Below are 15,281 nucleotides of genomic sequence, written 5' to 3'. Positions count from 1 at the left end.
GAGCGTCAGCAAGATGAGCATTATCAAGGCACTCGGGTACATGCGCATCGAGGCCACCGATGTAGCCGCCTGGCGTGAATTCGGTACCAAGGTTCTCGGCATGATGGAAGGCACCGGCGACAACCCTGCCGCGCTCTATCTGCGGATGGACGATGTCGCGGCTCGCCTGGTGATCGTGCCCGGCGAGAACGACCGGTTACTCGCTTCGGGATGGGAGGTCGCGGACGCCCCGGCGTTGCAGGCAATTCGCGACCGCCTGGACAACGCGGGTGTTGAGTACGTCGAGGGCACCAAGGTCGAGGCTTCCGACCGTAAGGTCGAGGGGCTGATCAGGTTCCAGGATCCGTCGGGAAACGTGCTGGAGGTGTTCCACGGAGCCCAGTATCTGGGGCGCCGATTTGTGAGCCCATACGGCCACAAGTTCGTCACGGCTGAGCAGGGACTGGGGCACGTGGTGCTTACCTGCACCGATGACGCTGCGGCGCAGGCGTTCTACGAGGGTGTGCTCGGCTTCCGGCTGCGTGACTCGATGCGGCTGCCGCCGCAGCTTGTCGGCCGCCCGGCCGACGGTGACCCGGTGTGGCTGCGCTTCTACGGATGCAACCCGCGCCACCACGCGCTGGCGTTCATGCCGATGCCCAACCCGACCGGAATCGTGCACCTGATGGTCGAAGTGGAGAATTCCGATGATGTCGGTCTCTGCTTGGACCGCGCGAACCGGCGAAAGGTCAAGATGTCGGCCACCCTGGGGCGGCACATCAATGACAAGATGCTGTCCTTCTATATGAAGACTCCCGGCGGGTTCGATATGGAGTTCGGTTGCGAGGGTTCTGAAGTCGATGACGAGAGCTGGATCGCGCGCGAGAGCGTCGGTATCAGTCTGTGGGGTCACGATTTCAGCGTTGGGTTCAAGTAGAGATGCCCGCATCGCAGATCGACCCCAGGGCATTCCGGAATGTGCTGGGGCAGTTCTGTACCGGCGTCACCATCATCACCACGACGCATGAGGACGTACCGGTGGGTTTTGCCTGTCAGTCGTTCGCGGCGCTGTCGTTGGAGCCGCCGCTGGTGCTGTTCTGTCCGACCAAGCAGTCGCGGTCCTGGGCGGCGATAGAGGCCTCGGGCAAGTTCTGCGTGAATGTCCTCGGGGAGGACCAGCGGGAGGTCTCGGCGCGATTCGGTTCGCGGGAGCCGGACAAGTTCGGTGGAATCGATTGGCGTCCCTCTGGTCTCGGATCGCCGATCATCAACGGATCGCTTGCGCACATCGACTGCGAGGTTGCCACCGTTCACGACGGCGGGGATCACTGGGTGGTGTTCGGGTCGGTCAACGAATTGAGTGAGATTCCCGAGAACCCGACAGCCACCCGGCCGTTGCTGTTCTACCGAGGGCAGTACACCGGCATCGAGCCCGACAAGACCACGCCCGCCGATTGGCGCAACGACCTGGAGGCTTTCCTCACCGCCACCACCGAGGACACCTGGCTGTAACCTGCCCTCCGCTCGTTTCCTGTGCGGGCCTGGCCAATCCGGCGTAACGTCACAGCTCCAGGTGCTACCTCGGTGAGGGCGGGTCATGGCGTTGTATGAGTATCGGTGCACGAACTGTGGCGATACCTCGCGTAAATTTCCGATGGCCACGGCCCCCGATACGGTGCCGTGCCCCGGCTGCCCCGCGTCGGCACGACGGCTTTTCGGCATCGCCGGAATGAGCCGTGGTTCCTCGTCGCGCATGCGCTTGCTCGATGCCACCCAGCGCAGTGCCAGTGAGCCGCCCGTGGTTTCCGCGCCGCCTCCCCTGCGCCGATCAGCGCCGGTGACATCAAATCCCTTGCATCGCAAACTACCCCGCCCCTGACCGGAAGGACTGCCATGCCCGAAGTGTTGTTCCCGCTGGATTCGAGCAAGAAATTCACCGAACAACAGATCATCGGGCACAACCGGTGGCACCCGGACATTCCGCCGGCAGCGGTCGTGAAGCCCGGTACTTCCTTCCGTGTGCATTGCCGCGAATGGTTCGACGGCGCGATTCGCAACGACGACTCCGCCGACGACATCCGTGATGCCCCACTGACCACGGTGCACGCTTTGTCGGGACCGTTCTCGGTGGAGGGGGCACAGCCGGGAGACCTGCTGATCGTCGATATCCTGGATGTGGGTCCCATCCCGCAGGAAGACTCCGGGCCGCTGGCCGGCCAGGGGTGGGGTTACACCGGCATCTTCCCGACGACCAACGGTGGCGGATTCCTCACCGAGCAGTTTCCCGATGCGTACAAGGCGATTTGGGACTTCTCAGGTCAAACCGCCACCTCCCGCCATGTGCCTGGGGTCAGCTTTACCGGGATTGTGCATCCAGGGTTGATGGGGACGGCGCCATCGGCGGAACTGCTGGCGAGGTGGAACGCCCGTGAGGGTGCGCTGATCGCCACAGATCCCAACCGTGTTCCCGCGCTGGCACTTCCGCCGGAGCCACGGGATGCGGTACTTGGCGGGCTTACCGGGGAAACCTTCGAGAGAGCGGCGGCTGAGGCGGCCCGGACCGCGCCACCCCGGGAGAACGGTGGCAATCAGGACATCAAGAACCTGACCAAGGGCAGCAGGGTGTTTTACCCGGTGTTCGTGCCGGGCGGAAAGCTGTCGGTCGGCGACTTGCACTTCTCCCAGGGCGACGGCGAGATCACCTTCTGTGGGGCCATCGAGATGGGTGGCTTCATCGACTTGCATGTCGACGTCCTCAAGGGAGGTATGGACACCTATGGGGTGTCAGAAAACGCGATCTTCATGCCAGGTAATACCGATCCGCAGTATTCGCAGTGGTTGGCGTTCTCGGGGACGTCGGTCACCCTTGACGACGAACAGCGTTACCTGGATTCACATTTGGCGTACCAGCGCGCTTGTCTGCACGCCATCGATTACTTGACCAAGTTCGGCTATAGCCCGGAGCAGGCCTATCTTCTACTGGGCGCCGCACCCATCGAAGGCCGACTGTCCGGCGTCGTCGATATCCCGAATTCCTGTGCCACTGTGTATATTCCGACGGCGATATTCGACTTCCCGGTGACGCCCTCGGCCACGGGCCCGGTGCAGATCGACGCCGGGCCGGGTGCGCCGCGATCGGTTGCGCACTGAGTCAGCGCTATCGGAGTTCTTGCTGGGTGGCGCAGTGGATGCCACCGCCACCGGCGGCAATACCGTCGATATCGAGCTGCACGATCCGACGGTCGGGAAAGACGGCTTCCAGGGTGGATTTGGCCGCCGCGTCGGCGTCCGGGTCTCCGAATTCGGGTGCGATGACGCCGCCGTTGCACACATAGAAGTTGATGTAGCCCGCGGCGAAATCCTTTGACTCGAAGTCATCACGCCCCTGCTCGGGTGCTTCGAGCACTTCCACACGCAGAGGGCGTCCGGCCGCGTCCGTCGCCTTTTCCAGGATCGTGAGATGCTCACGTGTTACGTCGTAGTCGAACGAGTCGGGGTCGTTATCCAGCCCCGCGACTACCACGCCCGGTCCGGCGAATCGCGCGTAGAAATCGGTGTGCCCATCGGTGATGTCCATGCCCGCGATACCCGGCAGCCAAATGATCTTTTGCAGACCAAGTAGTCGCCGTAGCTCCGCCTCGACATCTTTTTTGGAGCGTCCCCGGTTGCGGTTGTTGTTGAGAACGCAGCTTTCGGTGATGATCGCGGTGCCCTCACCATCGACTTCGATCCCGCCGCCCTCGAGCACGAGATCGGTGTGAAGGACCCGTACTCCAGCGCGCTTGGCGACCTCGGCGGCGACCTTGGCGTCGGAGTCGTGCTTCTGTTTGTTGCCCCAGCCGTTGAAGTTGAAGTCAACAGCTGCCTTGCCGGTGTCGTTGCGGACGAACACCGGACCGCTGTCACGGATCCACAGATCGTCCAAGGGTGCGGGAACCAATTCCACATTAGGTCCGGCCAATTGGCGCGCCAGTTCGATCTCCTGCGGTCGCACCAGCATCGACACCGGTTCGAACTGTGCGATGGCTTGGGCGATCGAGCCCAGATTTTGCTGGACCTCTGGGTTCAGCCTTCGGCCCCAGATCTCGTCACTGGCGCCGAAGGCCATCCAGGTTCGCAGGTGTGGTTCGCCCTCGTCGGGCATGCGCCAGGTCTCGCCGTCGCTCACGTCACCATCATTGTCGTCGCGTTCATCGGCACAGGAAGTCAGCGCGAGGCCCGCTGCCACTCCCGCTCCGAGTTGGAGCAAGTGTCGTCGGCGCATAACCAGGATTGTGCCAAGTTATGCCGCGTGGGGGCGCAGGGCCGCGATGAGCCCCTCCGGGTCGGTGACGCTGAGCTGCAGGCCGCCGACCGCGCCGAACGACATGGGCGCCTTAGGTTTGATGGGCGGGGAGTATTGGATGTCGACAATGCCGCAGCGTGAGCCGTTGACGAGCCAGCCGGTGCCGCTGGGGTGCACCCCCCAGGCGAACGGCTTCTCCTCGCGAGCTTTTGCCGATCGGATGCTCGTCAGCGGGATCTGGATAGAGAAGGCCCATCCGTGCTTGACAGTGAGCGCGCCGTCCGCAACCCGGATGCTCGTGCGCTTGCGGCCCATCAGGAATGCCGTCGCGAGCGGCAAATACCAGCGGTCGTAGCGCAGTTCAAAGTCCATCGGATCCCCTGGTCATACAGTCACCATACCGCGTGCAGCAAATGCTAGAGGGGTCGGTGTCTCGATGCGGCGGGCAGGTGATGCCCCTGGTCTCGAGCACGGTGGCTGCACCTGTTCTTGTCCATTGAGCTACTGGGCGCCACCAGAATTCGTGACCCAACCGTTTCTGATAAGTGGCTGTGGGTTTCGACCTTGCATTGCTGTAATCAAGATCACTCGAGTTCTTCCTAACGAAGGGATCCGACGGTGACCAAGACGAGCACCAAATTGCTGGCCGAGTTCTTCGGCACGTTCTGGCTGGTTTTAGGCGGTTGTGGCAGCGCCATATTCGCTGCCAAGAACGTCGCCGATGCAGGAGAAGGAAGTACGGGCGCGATCCAATTGGGCATCGGTTTCCTCGGCGTTGCGTTGGCCTTCGGGTTGACGGTCGTGACCATGGCTTACGCGGTAGGTCATATCTCGGGCGGGCACTTCAACCCGGCGGTGACGCTCGGAGCGGTGGTCGGTGGGCGTCTACCCGCTAAGGAGCTGCCCGGTTACTGGGTGGCGCAGGTGCTCGGCGGTCTGCTTGCGGGCACCGCGCTGTGGTACATCGCGCGGGGTAAGCCGGGTTTCGAGGCCACGGGGAACATGGCGGCCAACGGCTACGGTGAGCATTCGCCCGACCATTATTCTCTGACGGCCGTACTGGTTACCGAGATTGTGCTTACCGCGGTGTTCATCATGGTGATCCTGGGCGCCACCGACGCAGGTGCGCCCAAGGGATTCGGTCCGCTCGCAATTGGTTTGTGTCTCACGCTGATTCATCTGATCTCGATTCCGATCAGCAATACGTCGGTGAATCCGGCCCGGTCGACTGCCGTCGCCTTCTTCAACGGCGGTGCGGCGCCCGGGCAGCTGTGGCTGTTCTGGGTGGCGCCACTGATCGGCGGTCTGGCTGGCGGTCTCCTGTACCCGTTCTTGTTCGACAACAGAAACTTGGGGCTGGTCACCGAACAGGACTGAACACGCTAGCCGTACCAGCGGCTGGCGTGTTCGGCATGCGTCGACAGGTAGGCGCCGGAGCCGAAGTGCGTGTCGTAGAAGTCCAGGTCGATGTTTTGCGCCTGCAGATACATCAGGGTGTGCACGGTGGGAACGGTGCCGGGAATCTTTCCGAAGGTGTCGTAGACGTAGGAGGCCTCCGTCGTGACGATCTCCTGGATCGCCTCGGCCGGTAGGGCGGCCGCGCGCACCGTGCGCGAATCTGCCCAAGCGCCGGGGGTATCGGGGTGGAAGGGCCCGCCGGGGCCGTATTTACGCTCGATGTACTTCTGGACGCCCGCTGCGACCGTCGGCACGTGCGGGGGACTGAGGGTTTCGAAGAATCCATCCAGACCGGTGGCGTTCGGAAATGGCCACCGGTCATCGTTGTCGGAACGGAACCCGATACCGGGCGCGCGCGGGTCGCCGGAGCCGCCGAGCACCGACAGCCGGTCGAGACCGTCGAACATCCAGCCGCCCAGCCCGAGCGCCTGAAGGAGGAGCACCCCGTTGTGGGTTGCGGTGGCCAGTTCGGCGCTGGCCTCGGTGAGCGTGTACTGCTCCACGAAGGACAGCGGAATGGGGTCGTCGTAATTCCTTAAGCTGCTGAACTTTTCGGTGCCAGGGATGCTCCGGTTGTTGACATCGTCGTAGACCAGATAGCCATTCGCGGCAAAGAAGGACAGGTTGGCGATCAGGTGTTCTGCCAGATCGGCGACCGGGAAGGCCAGCAGGCTGCCCGGGTGATTTCCGATCCAGATGTTGTGGCCCTCCATGTACGGCTCTTCCCGCGGTAATTCCAGGCGTTTGTCCGAGATCCGCACGTAGGAGTCGGCGGTGTGGGTGATCCAGTCCTCGATGGACGTGAACTCCCGAGGGGGTTCATCGCGTGTCGGCAGCAGGTAGATCCCGGTGTCATCGGTGAAGAAGAGCTGGCTGGTGTGAAAACCCGCCGCGGAGGGGAAGGTGCGTCCGGTCGCGGTGCCGGAATAGTTCGGGAATGCGGGGGCGTATCCGGGGTGATAGGTGATGCCGTAGTGCCACCCGGTGACGCCCCCGACCACCGAAAGAATCAGTGCCCGTTCGACTTCCGATATCGGTCTGACGGGATGAGCGCTGGTGTACGCGAGCGGACCGTCGGGGATGCGCCCGCCGAGGGGGAATCGTCGTGACCGGCGCCCGGTGATCGCTGCCAGCAGCGGGAATGTAGTGACCTGCGCCAGGGCTTCGCGTTCGCGGTCGGATATCTGCAGCGGCATGGGTCAAGCCGACCACTGAGCGATTGCGGGGTCAACCTTTTGGCTTGTCTCCTTTCAAAATATGGCATGAAGGGGGGCTTGCGGCAAGACCCCCACCGTGGCGCAGAATCCTGCGACCACGAATGTCGACTGATGGGAACGGGTATGACGATGCCGAACTTTTTCGAGGCGCACGAGTCGGGCGCGTACTTCCATGGCACCAAGGCCGCCCTGGAGATAGGCGATCTGTTGACCGCCGGGCATCTGTCGAACTACGAGGAAGGCCGCATCATGAACCACGTCTACGTGACGAGGACATTGATTGGCGCGGGGTTGGCGGCCATGATGGCCAAAGGCGAGGGCAGGGGCCATGTCTACATCGTGGAGCCGGAGGGCACTCTCGAAGACGATCCGAACGTCACGGACAAGAAGTTCCCTGGGAATCCGACCCACTCGTACCGCACCCGCGAACCCGTACGCATCGTGGGTGAGGTCGCGGACTGGGAAGGGCCCCCGCCCGAATTCATGGAGACCTTTCGGGCGGGGCTAGCCGACCTTCAGCGCACGGGAAATGCCGTCATCTATGACTAGAACACGACGAAGCGACTACCCCGTACGTCGCACCTTGAGTGCCTCGGTGATCATCGGGATCTGCAACGGCAACCGGGCAAGCGCCCCCAGTCGCAGCGGCCATGGCTTGTCCCACCACTGCCGCGCCATGTTGATATTCGCGGGGAAGACGGCGATGAACAGCAGCGCTGCGAGGGTGCCGCCAAGCCTGCGTGTCTTCGGGGCCAGCAGAAGCGCACCGGTTCCGAGCTCGGCAACACCCGAGGCGTACGTGTAGAACCGGGCCTCACCAGGCAGTTCGGTCGGGACGATGTCATCGAAGGGTTTAGGGGCGACGAAATGTACGACGCCGACACCGAGGAGCACGGCGGCGAGCCGGTAGGCGGGCCAGGGGCTGGCTGTGGTCTCCATGCCCGGAGTCTAGGCCGGGAACCTACAGTCCCGCGGCGCTCTCCAGACTTGGGAGTAGCTGACGCGGTGTTCCCAGGAGCAGCGCGCTGCCGTGTGCGCGCTTGAAGTACAGGTGGGCGTCGTGCTCCCAGGTGATGGCGATACCACCATGCAACTGGATCGATTCACCGGCCACAATCGAAAGTGCCTCGCTGGCTTTGATTCTCGCCACGGTCGCGGCCTCGGTAGTGAGATCGTGGATGGCCTGATAAACGGTCGCGCGTGCCGACTCCACCAGCACGTACAGGTCGGCCATCCGGTGTTTGAGAGCCTGGAAGCTGCCGATCGCGCGTCCGAACTGGACCCGCGTCTTGGTGTACTCGACGGTGAGTTCCAGCGCACGCGCCGCCGCGCCCACCTGCTCGGCGGCCAGCAGCAGCCCGGCCTTGTCGATCAGTCCCGCGGCACTGCCGATCGGTTCGCTTCCGCCGACCGCGACCGCGGCCAGCCGACGGGTGGGATCCATGGTGGACAGCGGCGTAGCGGTGATGTTCTCCGCTCGGTGCACGTCATCGCCGTCCAGGATGAGCACTACGTCGGCGTTGGCTCCATTGACGACATATCCCGGGTCGAAGGCCACTGCACCGATCGATTCACCGGAGGCCAACGATTCCAGCAGCTCACCTTCGTACCCGGCGCCCAGGAGAGCGAGCTGTGCCCACAGCGTGCCCATCAGCGGGCTGGGCACGAGCCCGCGGCCGAGCTCCTCCACCACGACGGCCGCGTCCGCGAGCTCGCCCCCGGCACCGCCCAATTCCTCGGGAACCAACAACGCCGCGGCACCTACCTGTTCGCACAGAACGGTCCACAGGCTCTCGTCGTAGCCGCGTTCGGATTCCATCGCCTTGCGCACCGCGGCCGAGTCGGCTCGCTTGGTCACCAAAGAGCGGACGGTGTCACGCAGCATCTGCCGTTCGGAACTCATGCGAGCGCTCCAAGCACGCGCGCACGGTGCCATTCCGGTGTGCCCCAGGCCGACATCAGTGCCCGCACCTTGAGGATCCACAGTGACAGGTCGTATTCGGCGGTGAAGCCGATGGCGCCGTGGGTCTGCAGGGAGGATCGCCCGGCAAGGTAAGCGGCCTTGCCGGCAGCGACCTTCGCGGCACTCACATCGCGTGCGGCGGTGGGAGAGTCCTCGGCCACGGATAACGCCGCGCCGTACACCAACGGGCGGGCCAGCTCCAGTGCGATGTGGACATCGGCCAGTTTGTGCTTGACGGCCTGATAGGACCCGATCGGCCGCCCGAACTGCGAACGCTGCTTGGCATACTCCACAGCGCGGTCCAGTAGTGACTGCCCCAGACCGACAAGCTGCGCCGAAATCGCAAGCACACCAAAGTTGATCGCGCGGCTGGTGTCCAGAGAGACGCCGCCGCCTGCCGGTGTTACGTCGAACACCCGGCGGGTGGCGTCGATCGACTCGTGCTGCGTGCCGGCCTGGGCCTCGCGGAACCCGATGTCGTCGGCGATGAGCACCAGCCCCGCAACATCCGCATCGAGCGCGCGTGGCGTCATGGGAGGTGCGGCCACGGTGGCGATGAGTTCTCCGGAGGCCAGTTGTGAGGAACGCTCAGCTCCGTTCTCATCCTCGGCGAGCAGGATTGGTGCCACCGCAAGGGACTCGACGACTGGTCCCGGTACCGCCCACTTGCCTAGACCTTCCAGCGCGACAACGAGATCGACGGGATGGGCGCCGATGCCGCCGTACTTTTCGGAGACCGCGAGGGCGGTGACACCGAGATCGGACAATGTCGACCACACCGCGAGCCCGGGTTCATGGTTGCCGGTTGCCCACGCGCGAGCCGCGCCGGGAACATCGGCGGACCCCAGGGCCGCGTCGATGCTTGCCGCGAAATCTCGCTGCTGCGTGTCCAGATCGAACCTCACTTGGCACCTCCCGTGCGAGCGCTTTCCTTGGGGAGGCCCAGAATCCGCTCGGCGATGATGTTGCGCTGAATCTCGTTGGTGCCAGCGTAAATCGGACCGCCGAGGGAGAACAGGTACCCGTCTGTCCATGGTCCGGTGAGCTCGCCGTCGGCGTCACGCAGGTCGATCGCCGTCTCGTGCAGGGCGACATCCAGCTCGGACCAGAACACCTTGGTGATCGAGGATTCGGCACCGAGCTCGCCGCCGCCGGACAGCCGGGTGACGGTGCCGAAGGTATGCAGCCGGTAGGCCTGCGCGGCGATCCAGGCGTCCGCGACTCGCTCGGACGCGAACCCGTTCTCCGGAACCGATTTCCACAGATCCACCAGCCTGTCGGCGGTGGCCAGGAAGCGGCCGGGGCTACGCAGTGACATGCCGCGCTCATTGCTCGACGTGCTCATGGCCACCCGCCAGCCGTCGTGCACAGCACCGATGACATCCTCGTCGGGGACGAAGACGTCGTCCAGGAAGATCTCGGCGAAACCGGGATCGCCGTCGAGCTGGGGGATGGGGCGGACAGTGACGCCCTCGGCCTTGAGGTCGAACATGAAGTACGTCAAACCCTGGTGGCGCTGCGATTCCGGGTCGGAGCGCCAGAGCCCGAATGCCCTGTCCGCGAACGGCGCTCGTGAGCTCCAGATCTTCTGCCCGGACAAGCGCCAGCCCCCGTCCACCTTGCGGGCGGGGGAGCGCAGCGATGCCAGATCGCTTCCCGACTCCGGCTCCGACCAGGCTTGTGCCCAGATCTCCTCGCCGTTGGCCATCTTGGGGAGAATGCGATCCAGCTGGTCCTTGCTGCCGTGCGCGAACAGCGTGGGCCCCAGCAGGAACATGCCGTTCTGGCTGATACGCGCGGGGGCTCCTGCCTTGAAGTACTCCTCCTCGAAGATCACCCACTGCAGCAGGCTGACATCGCGGCCGCCGTACTCCTTGGGCCAGGACACCGCGGAGAAGCCCGCGTCATAGAGGGTCCGCTCCCACTGGCGGTGCAGTACAGCGCCTTCGGGTGAGTCATAGGAGGGTAGCGGCGGATTCGGGGTGTTGGCGGCGAGGAACTCGCGCACCTCCGCCCGGAAAGCCTCGGTCTCGTCGTCAAGCAACAGGTCCATTACGCAGACTCCTCATGCATGGCGCGCAGGGTGGGTTTGACCACCTTGCCGCCCAGGTTGCGGGGAAGTTCGTCGAGAAACTCGACGAACCGCGGTTTCTTGAAGTTCGCCACATGCGCTGCGCTGTAATCGATGACGGCCTGAGCGTCGAGGGACGCGCCGGGCCTGCGCACGATGTAGGCCTTCCCAACTTCGCCAAGCCGCGCGTCGGGCACTCCTATCACGGCAACGTCCGCTACACCGTCGAGCCGCATCAGCACCTGTTCGATCTCGGCGGGATACACGTTGAACCCGCCGCAGATGTACATGTCCTTGAGCCGGTCGGTGATGGTGAGGTTGCCGCGCTCGTCGAGCTTTCCGATATCGCCGGTATGCAACCAGCCAGCCGAGTCGATGGTCTCGGCGGTGGCCTGGGGATCGTCGAGATAGCCCTTCATGACGTTGGCACTGCGCAGCAGCACTTCGCCCTCGTCGCCCGGCTTCTGCGCGCCGTCGATCCGCAGCTCGTAGCCGATCATCGGACGTCCGCAGGTGGTCGCGACGGTCACCGCGTCGTCATCGGAGCGGCAGATCGTGGCGAAGCCCTGAGTCTCGGTGAGGCCGTACGCGGTAAGCACCAGATCGAAATCCAGCTCGGATTGCATGCGCTCGATGAGCACCACCGGGACAACGGCCGCACCCGTCACGGAGTACCGCAGTGAGGTCAGGTCATAGTTTTTACGGGCGGGGTGGTCGAGCAGCATCTGGAAGATAGTGGGTGCGCCCGGCAACACGGTGATCTTGTGTTCCTGGACTGCGGCCATTGCCTTTTCGGGGTCGAAGGTCAGCTGTGGCATGAGCGCCGCGCCCGTCTGCAGACAGGCCAGGATGCCCGCCTTGTATCCGAAATTATGAAAGAACGGATTGACACACAGATACCGATCGTTCTCGGTGAATTCTCCATAGGTAGCCCACGCCAGGGAGGCCGCCAGTGGTTGGCGGTGCATGCAGAGCACACCCTTGCTGCGTCCGGTGGTGCCGGAGGTGAAAAGGATGTCGCTGATGTCTTCGGAACTCACCGACGACTTCCGCGCATCGATGTCCTCGTCGCTCACGTCATCTCCGTGCGCGACGAATTCGTCCCAATTGGCGTGATCGCCGGCTTCCACCGCGACCCGCACGACATGGGCGAGATCGGGGAGCGTCGCGGTGTCCAGTTGAGTGATTCGATCCGAACCGAGGAAGACTCCCACCGACACCAGCACGCGAGCCTCGCTGCGCTGCAAGATGTCCGTCGCCTCGTCGACCGTGTACCGGGTATTCATCGGGACGACGACGGCTCCGGCGTACTGCGCGCCCAGGCAGGCGATGGGCCAGTGCCACGAGTTGGGAGACCAGATGGCCACCCGGTCTCCGTGCTTGATGTCGAGGGCGATCAGCGCCGCCGCGAAGCGCCTGACGCGGGTGCGAAGTTCGGAAAAGGACAGCCACGAGCCGTCGGCATAGAGGGCATCGCGATCACCAAAACGGGCTTCTGCCTGGTCTAACGCGGCCGGAATGGTGGGCTCGGGTGTCTGCTGCGCCGACTCCATACGCGTCCGACCCACCTTCCAATAACAAGCAAGTGCTTGGTAGGTTAGCCTACATGTGTGGGTGAGTTCCAAGCGGCTTCCGAGCGTCCGTTATCGGAGATGTCCGATGATCAGGTGCGTACCGAGATCCGGGAATGGCTGGCCGAGAACCTTGTCGGTGAGTTCGCCGAGCTGAAGGGCCTTGGTGGCCCCGGCAGCGAGCATGAAGCCTTCGACGAGCGCCTCGCCTGGAACCGCCACCTGGCCGCCGCGGGCTGGACCTGCCTGGGCTGGCCCGTCGAGCACGGGGGACGCGGCGCCACCGTGAGCCAGCGCGTCATCTTCTACGAGGAGTACGCGCGGGCCGAGGCGCCGCACAAGGTGAACCACCTCGGCGAGGAGCTCCTCGGTCCGACGCTCATCGCCTATGGCACCCCCGGGCAGCAGCAGCGCTTCCTTCCGGCCATCCGCGATGTCACCGAGCTGTGGTGTCAGGGCTATTCGGAACCCGGTGCGGGGTCGGACCTGGCGAATGTATCCACCACCGCGGTGCTCGACGGTGATGAATGGGTGATCAACGGGCAGAAGGTGTGGACCTCCCTGGCCCTGCAGTCGCAGTGGTGCTTCGTGATCGCGCGTACCGAACCCGGATCGGCGCGGCATAAGGGCCTGTCGTATCTGCTTGTGCCCCTCGATCAGCCGGGGGTCGAGATTCGGCCGATCATCCAGCTGACCAGCACCTCGGAGTTCAATGAGGTGTTCTTCGACAACGCGCGTACCGCCGCTGATCTGGTGGTCGGAGAGCCCGGCGATGGCTGGCGGGTCGCTATGGGCACCCTGACCTTCGAACGCGGTGTCTCGACGCTGGGTAACCAGATCACCTATGCCCGTGAACTTTCCCGGCTGGCCGGGCTCGCCAAGTCCAACGGTGCGGCGGACGATCCGGCGATCCGGGAGCGTCTTGCGCAAGCCTATGTAGGGCTTCGCGCCATGCGTGCCTATGCGCTGGCCACAATGGACGAGGAGCGGCCCGGTCAGGACAACGTGTCAAAGCTGTTGTGGGCCAACTGGCATCGCGATCTGGGCGAACTTGCGATGGAGATCATCGGAAAGTCGACCCTGTTGACCGATGACGGTGAGATGGACGAATGGCAGCGGTTGTTCCTCTTCTCGCGCGCCGACACGATCTATGGCGGTTCCAACGAGATCCAACGCAACATCATCTCCGAGCGGGTGCTCGGTTTACCCAGAGAGGCGCGCTAGTGAGCTTGTCGCAGGCACCGGAAGAGATTGCCGGACACGGACTTCTGAAGGGCAAGGCGGTTGTCATCACGGCCGCGGCGGGCACGGGTATCGGATCCTCCACGGCGCGCCGTGCTCTGGCCGAGGGGGCCGATGTCGTCGTCTCCGACTACCACGAGCGTCGCCTTACCGAGACCCGCGACGAGCTCGCGGCGCTCGGGCTGGGCAAGGTGGCCGCGGTGGTGTGTGATGTCACCTCCACCGAAGCTGTGGATGCGCTGATCACCGAATCCGTCGCGGCACTTGGCCGTATCGACGTGCTGGTCAACAATGCGGGACTCGGTGGTGAGACCCCCGTCGCCGATATGACCGACGAGCAGTGGGACCGGGTTCTCGACGTCACCCTTACCTCCACCTTCCGTGCGACCCGTGCGGCGCTGCGGTATTTCCGCGAGGCCGGCCACGGCGGCGTCATCGTCAACAACGCGAGCGTGTTGGGCTGGCGTGCGCAGTACGGACAGTCGCACTACGCCGCCGCGAAGGCCGGCGTCATGGCGCTCACCCGGTGCAGTGCCATCGAGGCCGTCGAGCATGGGGTACGCATCAACGCCGTCGCCCCGAGCATTGCCCGGCACAAATTCCTCGACAAGGTGACGTCCTCGGATCTACTGGACAAACTGTCCTCCGATGAGGCATTCGGTCGTGCCGCCGAGCCATGGGAGATCGCTTCCACCATTGCCTTCCTGGCCAGCGATTACTCGAGCTACCTGACCGGCGAGGTCATCTCGGTGTCCAGCCAGCGGGCGTGACATGCGCCATGAAGCGCACTCAACGGTGACCAAACAAGCGCTTGGTTGATACAGTGGGGAGGTGGACAACGTGGCAGAAGTGCGAGAGTCGGACGCTCTTCGCGCAAGCGGCTCATCGCAGCCGTCTCGGCGTGACGAGCTGCTGAGCCTTGCGGCCGCCATGTTCGCCGAACGCGGTCTGCGGGCCACCACGGTGCGTGACATCGCCGATGCTGCGGGAATCCTGTCCGGCAGCCTCTATCACCACTTCGACTCCAAAGAAGCGATCGTGGACGAGCTGCTCCGCGACTTCCTGGAGGGACTGTTCACTCGGTACCGCGAAATCGCGGCGGCCAACCTGAATCCTGTCGACACCCTCAAGGGCCTGTTTCTTGCTTCGTTCGACGCGATCGAAAGCAAGCACGCGCAGGTCGCCATCTACCAGGCGGAGGCCCCCCGACTGTTGTCGCAGGAGCGGTTCGCCTATCTGAACGAGCTCAACACCGAGCAGCGCGAGCTGTGGCTGGAAGTGCTGCGTGACGGCATTGCGCAGGGCTACTTCCGCCCGGATCTCGATGTGGCCGTGGTGTACCGGTTTATTCGCGATGCGACCTGGGTATCGGTGCGCTGGTTCCGGCCTGGTGGTTCACGCACGGCGCAGGAAGTCGCCGAACAGTACCTCTCGATAGTTCTCGGCGGGATCACCACGAACAACGCCGTTCAGTCACCCGAATAGACAAAGGAGA

General features: G+C 64.0%; 17 protein-coding genes. 9 read left to right on the top strand and 8 right to left on the bottom strand.

Annotation, left to right across the window (positions count from 1 at the left end; all coding sequences use genetic code 11):
- Nucleotides 1-13: 13 nt before the first annotated feature.
- From hsaC to fmdA, 4 genes are all read left to right on the top strand, one after another.
- Complete coding sequence (hsaC, locus tag B4400_RS10080) at nt 14-916, top strand: iron-dependent extradiol dioxygenase HsaC (protein ID WP_078292618.1); 903 nt, start codon at nt 14-16, stop codon at nt 914-916.
- Nucleotides 917-918: 2 nt separating this feature from the next.
- On the top strand, nt 919-1,491 hold the full coding sequence (hsaB, locus tag B4400_RS10075) for a 3-hydroxy-9,10-secoandrosta-1,3,5(10)-triene-9,17-dione monooxygenase reductase subunit (RefSeq protein WP_078311484.1): 573 nt from the start codon (nt 919-921) through the stop codon (nt 1,489-1,491).
- Between the two features lie 85 nt (nt 1,492-1,576).
- Nucleotides 1,577-1,858, top strand: a complete 282-nt coding sequence (locus tag B4400_RS10070; RefSeq protein WP_078311483.1) for a zinc ribbon domain-containing protein — start codon at nt 1,577-1,579, stop codon at nt 1,856-1,858.
- A 14-nt stretch (nt 1,859-1,872) separates the two neighbouring features.
- Complete coding sequence (gene fmdA / locus B4400_RS10065; RefSeq protein ID WP_078311482.1) at nt 1,873-3,129, top strand: formamidase; 1,257 nt, start codon at nt 1,873-1,875, stop codon at nt 3,127-3,129.
- Nucleotides 3,130-3,136: 7 nt separating this feature from the next.
- Here fmdA and B4400_RS10060 read toward each other — a convergent pair whose 3' ends face one another.
- Both B4400_RS10060 and B4400_RS10055 read right to left on the bottom strand, forming a co-directional pair.
- Complete coding sequence (locus B4400_RS10060; RefSeq protein ID WP_078311481.1) at nt 3,137-4,243, bottom strand: agmatine deiminase family protein; 1,107 nt, start codon at nt 4,241-4,243, stop codon at nt 3,137-3,139.
- A gap of 18 nt (nt 4,244-4,261) precedes the next feature.
- Nucleotides 4,262-4,636 (bottom strand): hypothetical protein, encoded by a 375-nt coding sequence (locus B4400_RS10055; RefSeq protein WP_078311480.1) that lies wholly within the window; start codon nt 4,634-4,636, stop codon nt 4,262-4,264.
- 246 nt (nt 4,637-4,882) lie between these two features.
- Here B4400_RS10055 and aqpZ point away from each other — a divergent pair, with 246 nt between their 5' ends.
- On the top strand, nt 4,883-5,641 hold the full coding sequence (aqpZ, locus tag B4400_RS10050) for an aquaporin Z (protein ID WP_078311479.1): 759 nt from the start codon (nt 4,883-4,885) through the stop codon (nt 5,639-5,641).
- Between the two features lie 5 nt (nt 5,642-5,646).
- On the opposite strand, the gene B4400_RS10045 is transcribed toward aqpZ, so the two are convergent.
- Nucleotides 5,647-6,918, bottom strand: a complete 1,272-nt coding sequence (locus B4400_RS10045; protein ID WP_078311478.1) for a hypothetical protein — start codon at nt 6,916-6,918, stop codon at nt 5,647-5,649.
- 144 nt (nt 6,919-7,062) lie between these two features.
- On the opposite strand from B4400_RS10045, the gene arr reads away from it, so the two are divergent.
- Nucleotides 7,063-7,488 (top strand): NAD(+)--rifampin ADP-ribosyltransferase, encoded by a 426-nt coding sequence (gene arr, locus B4400_RS10040; protein ID WP_078311477.1) that lies wholly within the window; start codon nt 7,063-7,065, stop codon nt 7,486-7,488.
- A 15-nt stretch (nt 7,489-7,503) separates the two neighbouring features.
- Here arr and B4400_RS10035 read toward each other — a convergent pair whose 3' ends face one another.
- From B4400_RS10035 to B4400_RS10015, 5 genes are read right to left on the bottom strand one after another with little or no spacing between them, the layout of a single operon-like run.
- Entirely contained in the window at nt 7,504-7,878 is a 375-nt protein-coding gene (locus B4400_RS10035) for a DoxX family protein (protein WP_078311476.1), read from the bottom strand.
- Between the two features lie 22 nt (nt 7,879-7,900).
- The gene (ipdE2, locus tag B4400_RS10030; protein WP_078311475.1) at nt 7,901-8,842 is read right to left on the bottom strand and encodes an acyl-CoA dehydrogenase IpdE2; all 942 of its coding nucleotides are present in this window, start codon (nt 8,840-8,842) and stop codon (nt 7,901-7,903) included.
- Nucleotides 8,839-9,807: an acyl-CoA dehydrogenase family protein gene (locus B4400_RS10025; RefSeq protein WP_078311474.1), complete on the bottom strand. Its 969-nt coding sequence runs from the start codon at nt 9,805-9,807 to the stop codon at nt 8,839-8,841. Before B4400_RS10025 ends, ipdE2 begins: the two co-directional genes overlap by 4 nt.
- On the bottom strand, nt 9,804-10,955 hold the full coding sequence (locus tag B4400_RS10020; protein ID WP_078311473.1) for an acyl-CoA dehydrogenase family protein: 1,152 nt from the start codon (nt 10,953-10,955) through the stop codon (nt 9,804-9,806). Before B4400_RS10020 ends, B4400_RS10025 begins: the two co-directional genes overlap by 4 nt.
- Nucleotides 10,955-12,526 carry a FadD3 family acyl-CoA ligase gene (locus B4400_RS10015; RefSeq protein WP_078311472.1) on the bottom strand — a complete coding sequence of 524 codons (1,572 nt, stop codon included), beginning with the start codon at nt 12,524-12,526 and terminating at the stop codon, nt 10,955-10,957. The genes B4400_RS10020 and B4400_RS10015 overlap by 1 nt, the downstream gene beginning before the upstream one ends.
- 99 nt (nt 12,527-12,625) lie before the next feature.
- On the opposite strand from B4400_RS10015, the gene ipdE1 reads away from it, so the two are divergent.
- The 3 genes from ipdE1 (at nt 12,626) to B4400_RS10000 (ending at nt 15,271) form a co-directional block, all read left to right on the top strand.
- On the top strand, nt 12,626-13,768 hold the full coding sequence (gene ipdE1 / locus B4400_RS10010; RefSeq protein ID WP_078311642.1) for an acyl-CoA dehydrogenase IpdE1: 1,143 nt from the start codon (nt 12,626-12,628) through the stop codon (nt 13,766-13,768).
- A complete protein-coding gene (ipdF, locus tag B4400_RS10005; protein ID WP_078311471.1) occupies nt 13,768-14,556 on the top strand; it encodes a (5R,7aS)-5-hydroxy-7a-methyl-1-oxo-2,3,5,6,7,7a-hexahydro-1H-indene-carboxyl-CoA reductase in 789 nt (262 codons plus the stop codon). Before ipdE1 ends, ipdF begins: the two co-directional genes overlap by 1 nt.
- A 70-nt stretch (nt 14,557-14,626) precedes the next feature.
- Nucleotides 14,627-15,271: a TetR/AcrR family transcriptional regulator gene (locus B4400_RS10000; protein ID WP_170914970.1), complete on the top strand. Its 645-nt coding sequence runs from the start codon at nt 14,627-14,629 to the stop codon at nt 15,269-15,271.
- The last annotated feature ends 10 nt before the right edge of the window (nt 15,272-15,281 follow it).

The organism is Mycobacterium sp. D16Q13 (assembly GCF_002013375.1).
In the GTDB taxonomy this organism is placed as follows: Bacteria; Actinomycetota; Actinomycetes; order Mycobacteriales; family Mycobacteriaceae; genus Mycobacterium.
This window is presented reverse-complemented; position numbering and strand designations above follow the sequence as displayed.

Excerpts from the sequence above, each read along its gene's own strand:
- B4400_RS10045 (WP_078311478.1), bottom strand. The coding sequence starts at position 6,918 with ATGCCGCTGCAGATATCCGACCGCGAACGCGAAGCCCTGGCGCAGGTC.
- B4400_RS10015 (WP_078311472.1), bottom strand. The coding sequence starts at position 12,526 with ATGGAGTCGGCGCAGCAGACACCCGAGCCCACCATTCCGGCCGCGTTA.
- hsaC (WP_078292618.1), top strand. The coding sequence starts at position 14 with ATGAGCATTATCAAGGCACTCGGGTACATGCGCATCGAGGCCACCGAT.
- B4400_RS10060 (WP_078311481.1), bottom strand. The coding sequence starts at position 4,243 with ATGCGCCGACGACACTTGCTCCAACTCGGAGCGGGAGTGGCAGCGGGC.
- ipdE2 (WP_078311475.1), bottom strand. The coding sequence starts at position 8,842 with ATGAGTTCCGAACGGCAGATGCTGCGTGACACCGTCCGCTCTTTGGTG.
- hsaB (WP_078311484.1), top strand. The coding sequence starts at position 919 with ATGCCCGCATCGCAGATCGACCCCAGGGCATTCCGGAATGTGCTGGGG.
- B4400_RS10035 (WP_078311476.1), bottom strand. The coding sequence starts at position 7,878 with ATGGAGACCACAGCCAGCCCCTGGCCCGCCTACCGGCTCGCCGCCGTG.
- B4400_RS10055 (WP_078311480.1), bottom strand. The coding sequence starts at position 4,636 with ATGGACTTTGAACTGCGCTACGACCGCTGGTATTTGCCGCTCGCGACG.
- arr (WP_078311477.1), top strand. The coding sequence starts at position 7,063 with ATGACGATGCCGAACTTTTTCGAGGCGCACGAGTCGGGCGCGTACTTC.
- B4400_RS10020 (WP_078311473.1), bottom strand. The coding sequence starts at position 10,955 with ATGGACCTGTTGCTTGACGACGAGACCGAGGCTTTCCGGGCGGAGGTG.
- B4400_RS10070 (WP_078311483.1), top strand. The coding sequence starts at position 1,577 with ATGGCGTTGTATGAGTATCGGTGCACGAACTGTGGCGATACCTCGCGT.
- fmdA (WP_078311482.1), top strand. The coding sequence starts at position 1,873 with ATGCCCGAAGTGTTGTTCCCGCTGGATTCGAGCAAGAAATTCACCGAA.
- ipdE1 (WP_078311642.1), top strand. The coding sequence starts at position 12,626 with ATGTCCGATGATCAGGTGCGTACCGAGATCCGGGAATGGCTGGCCGAG.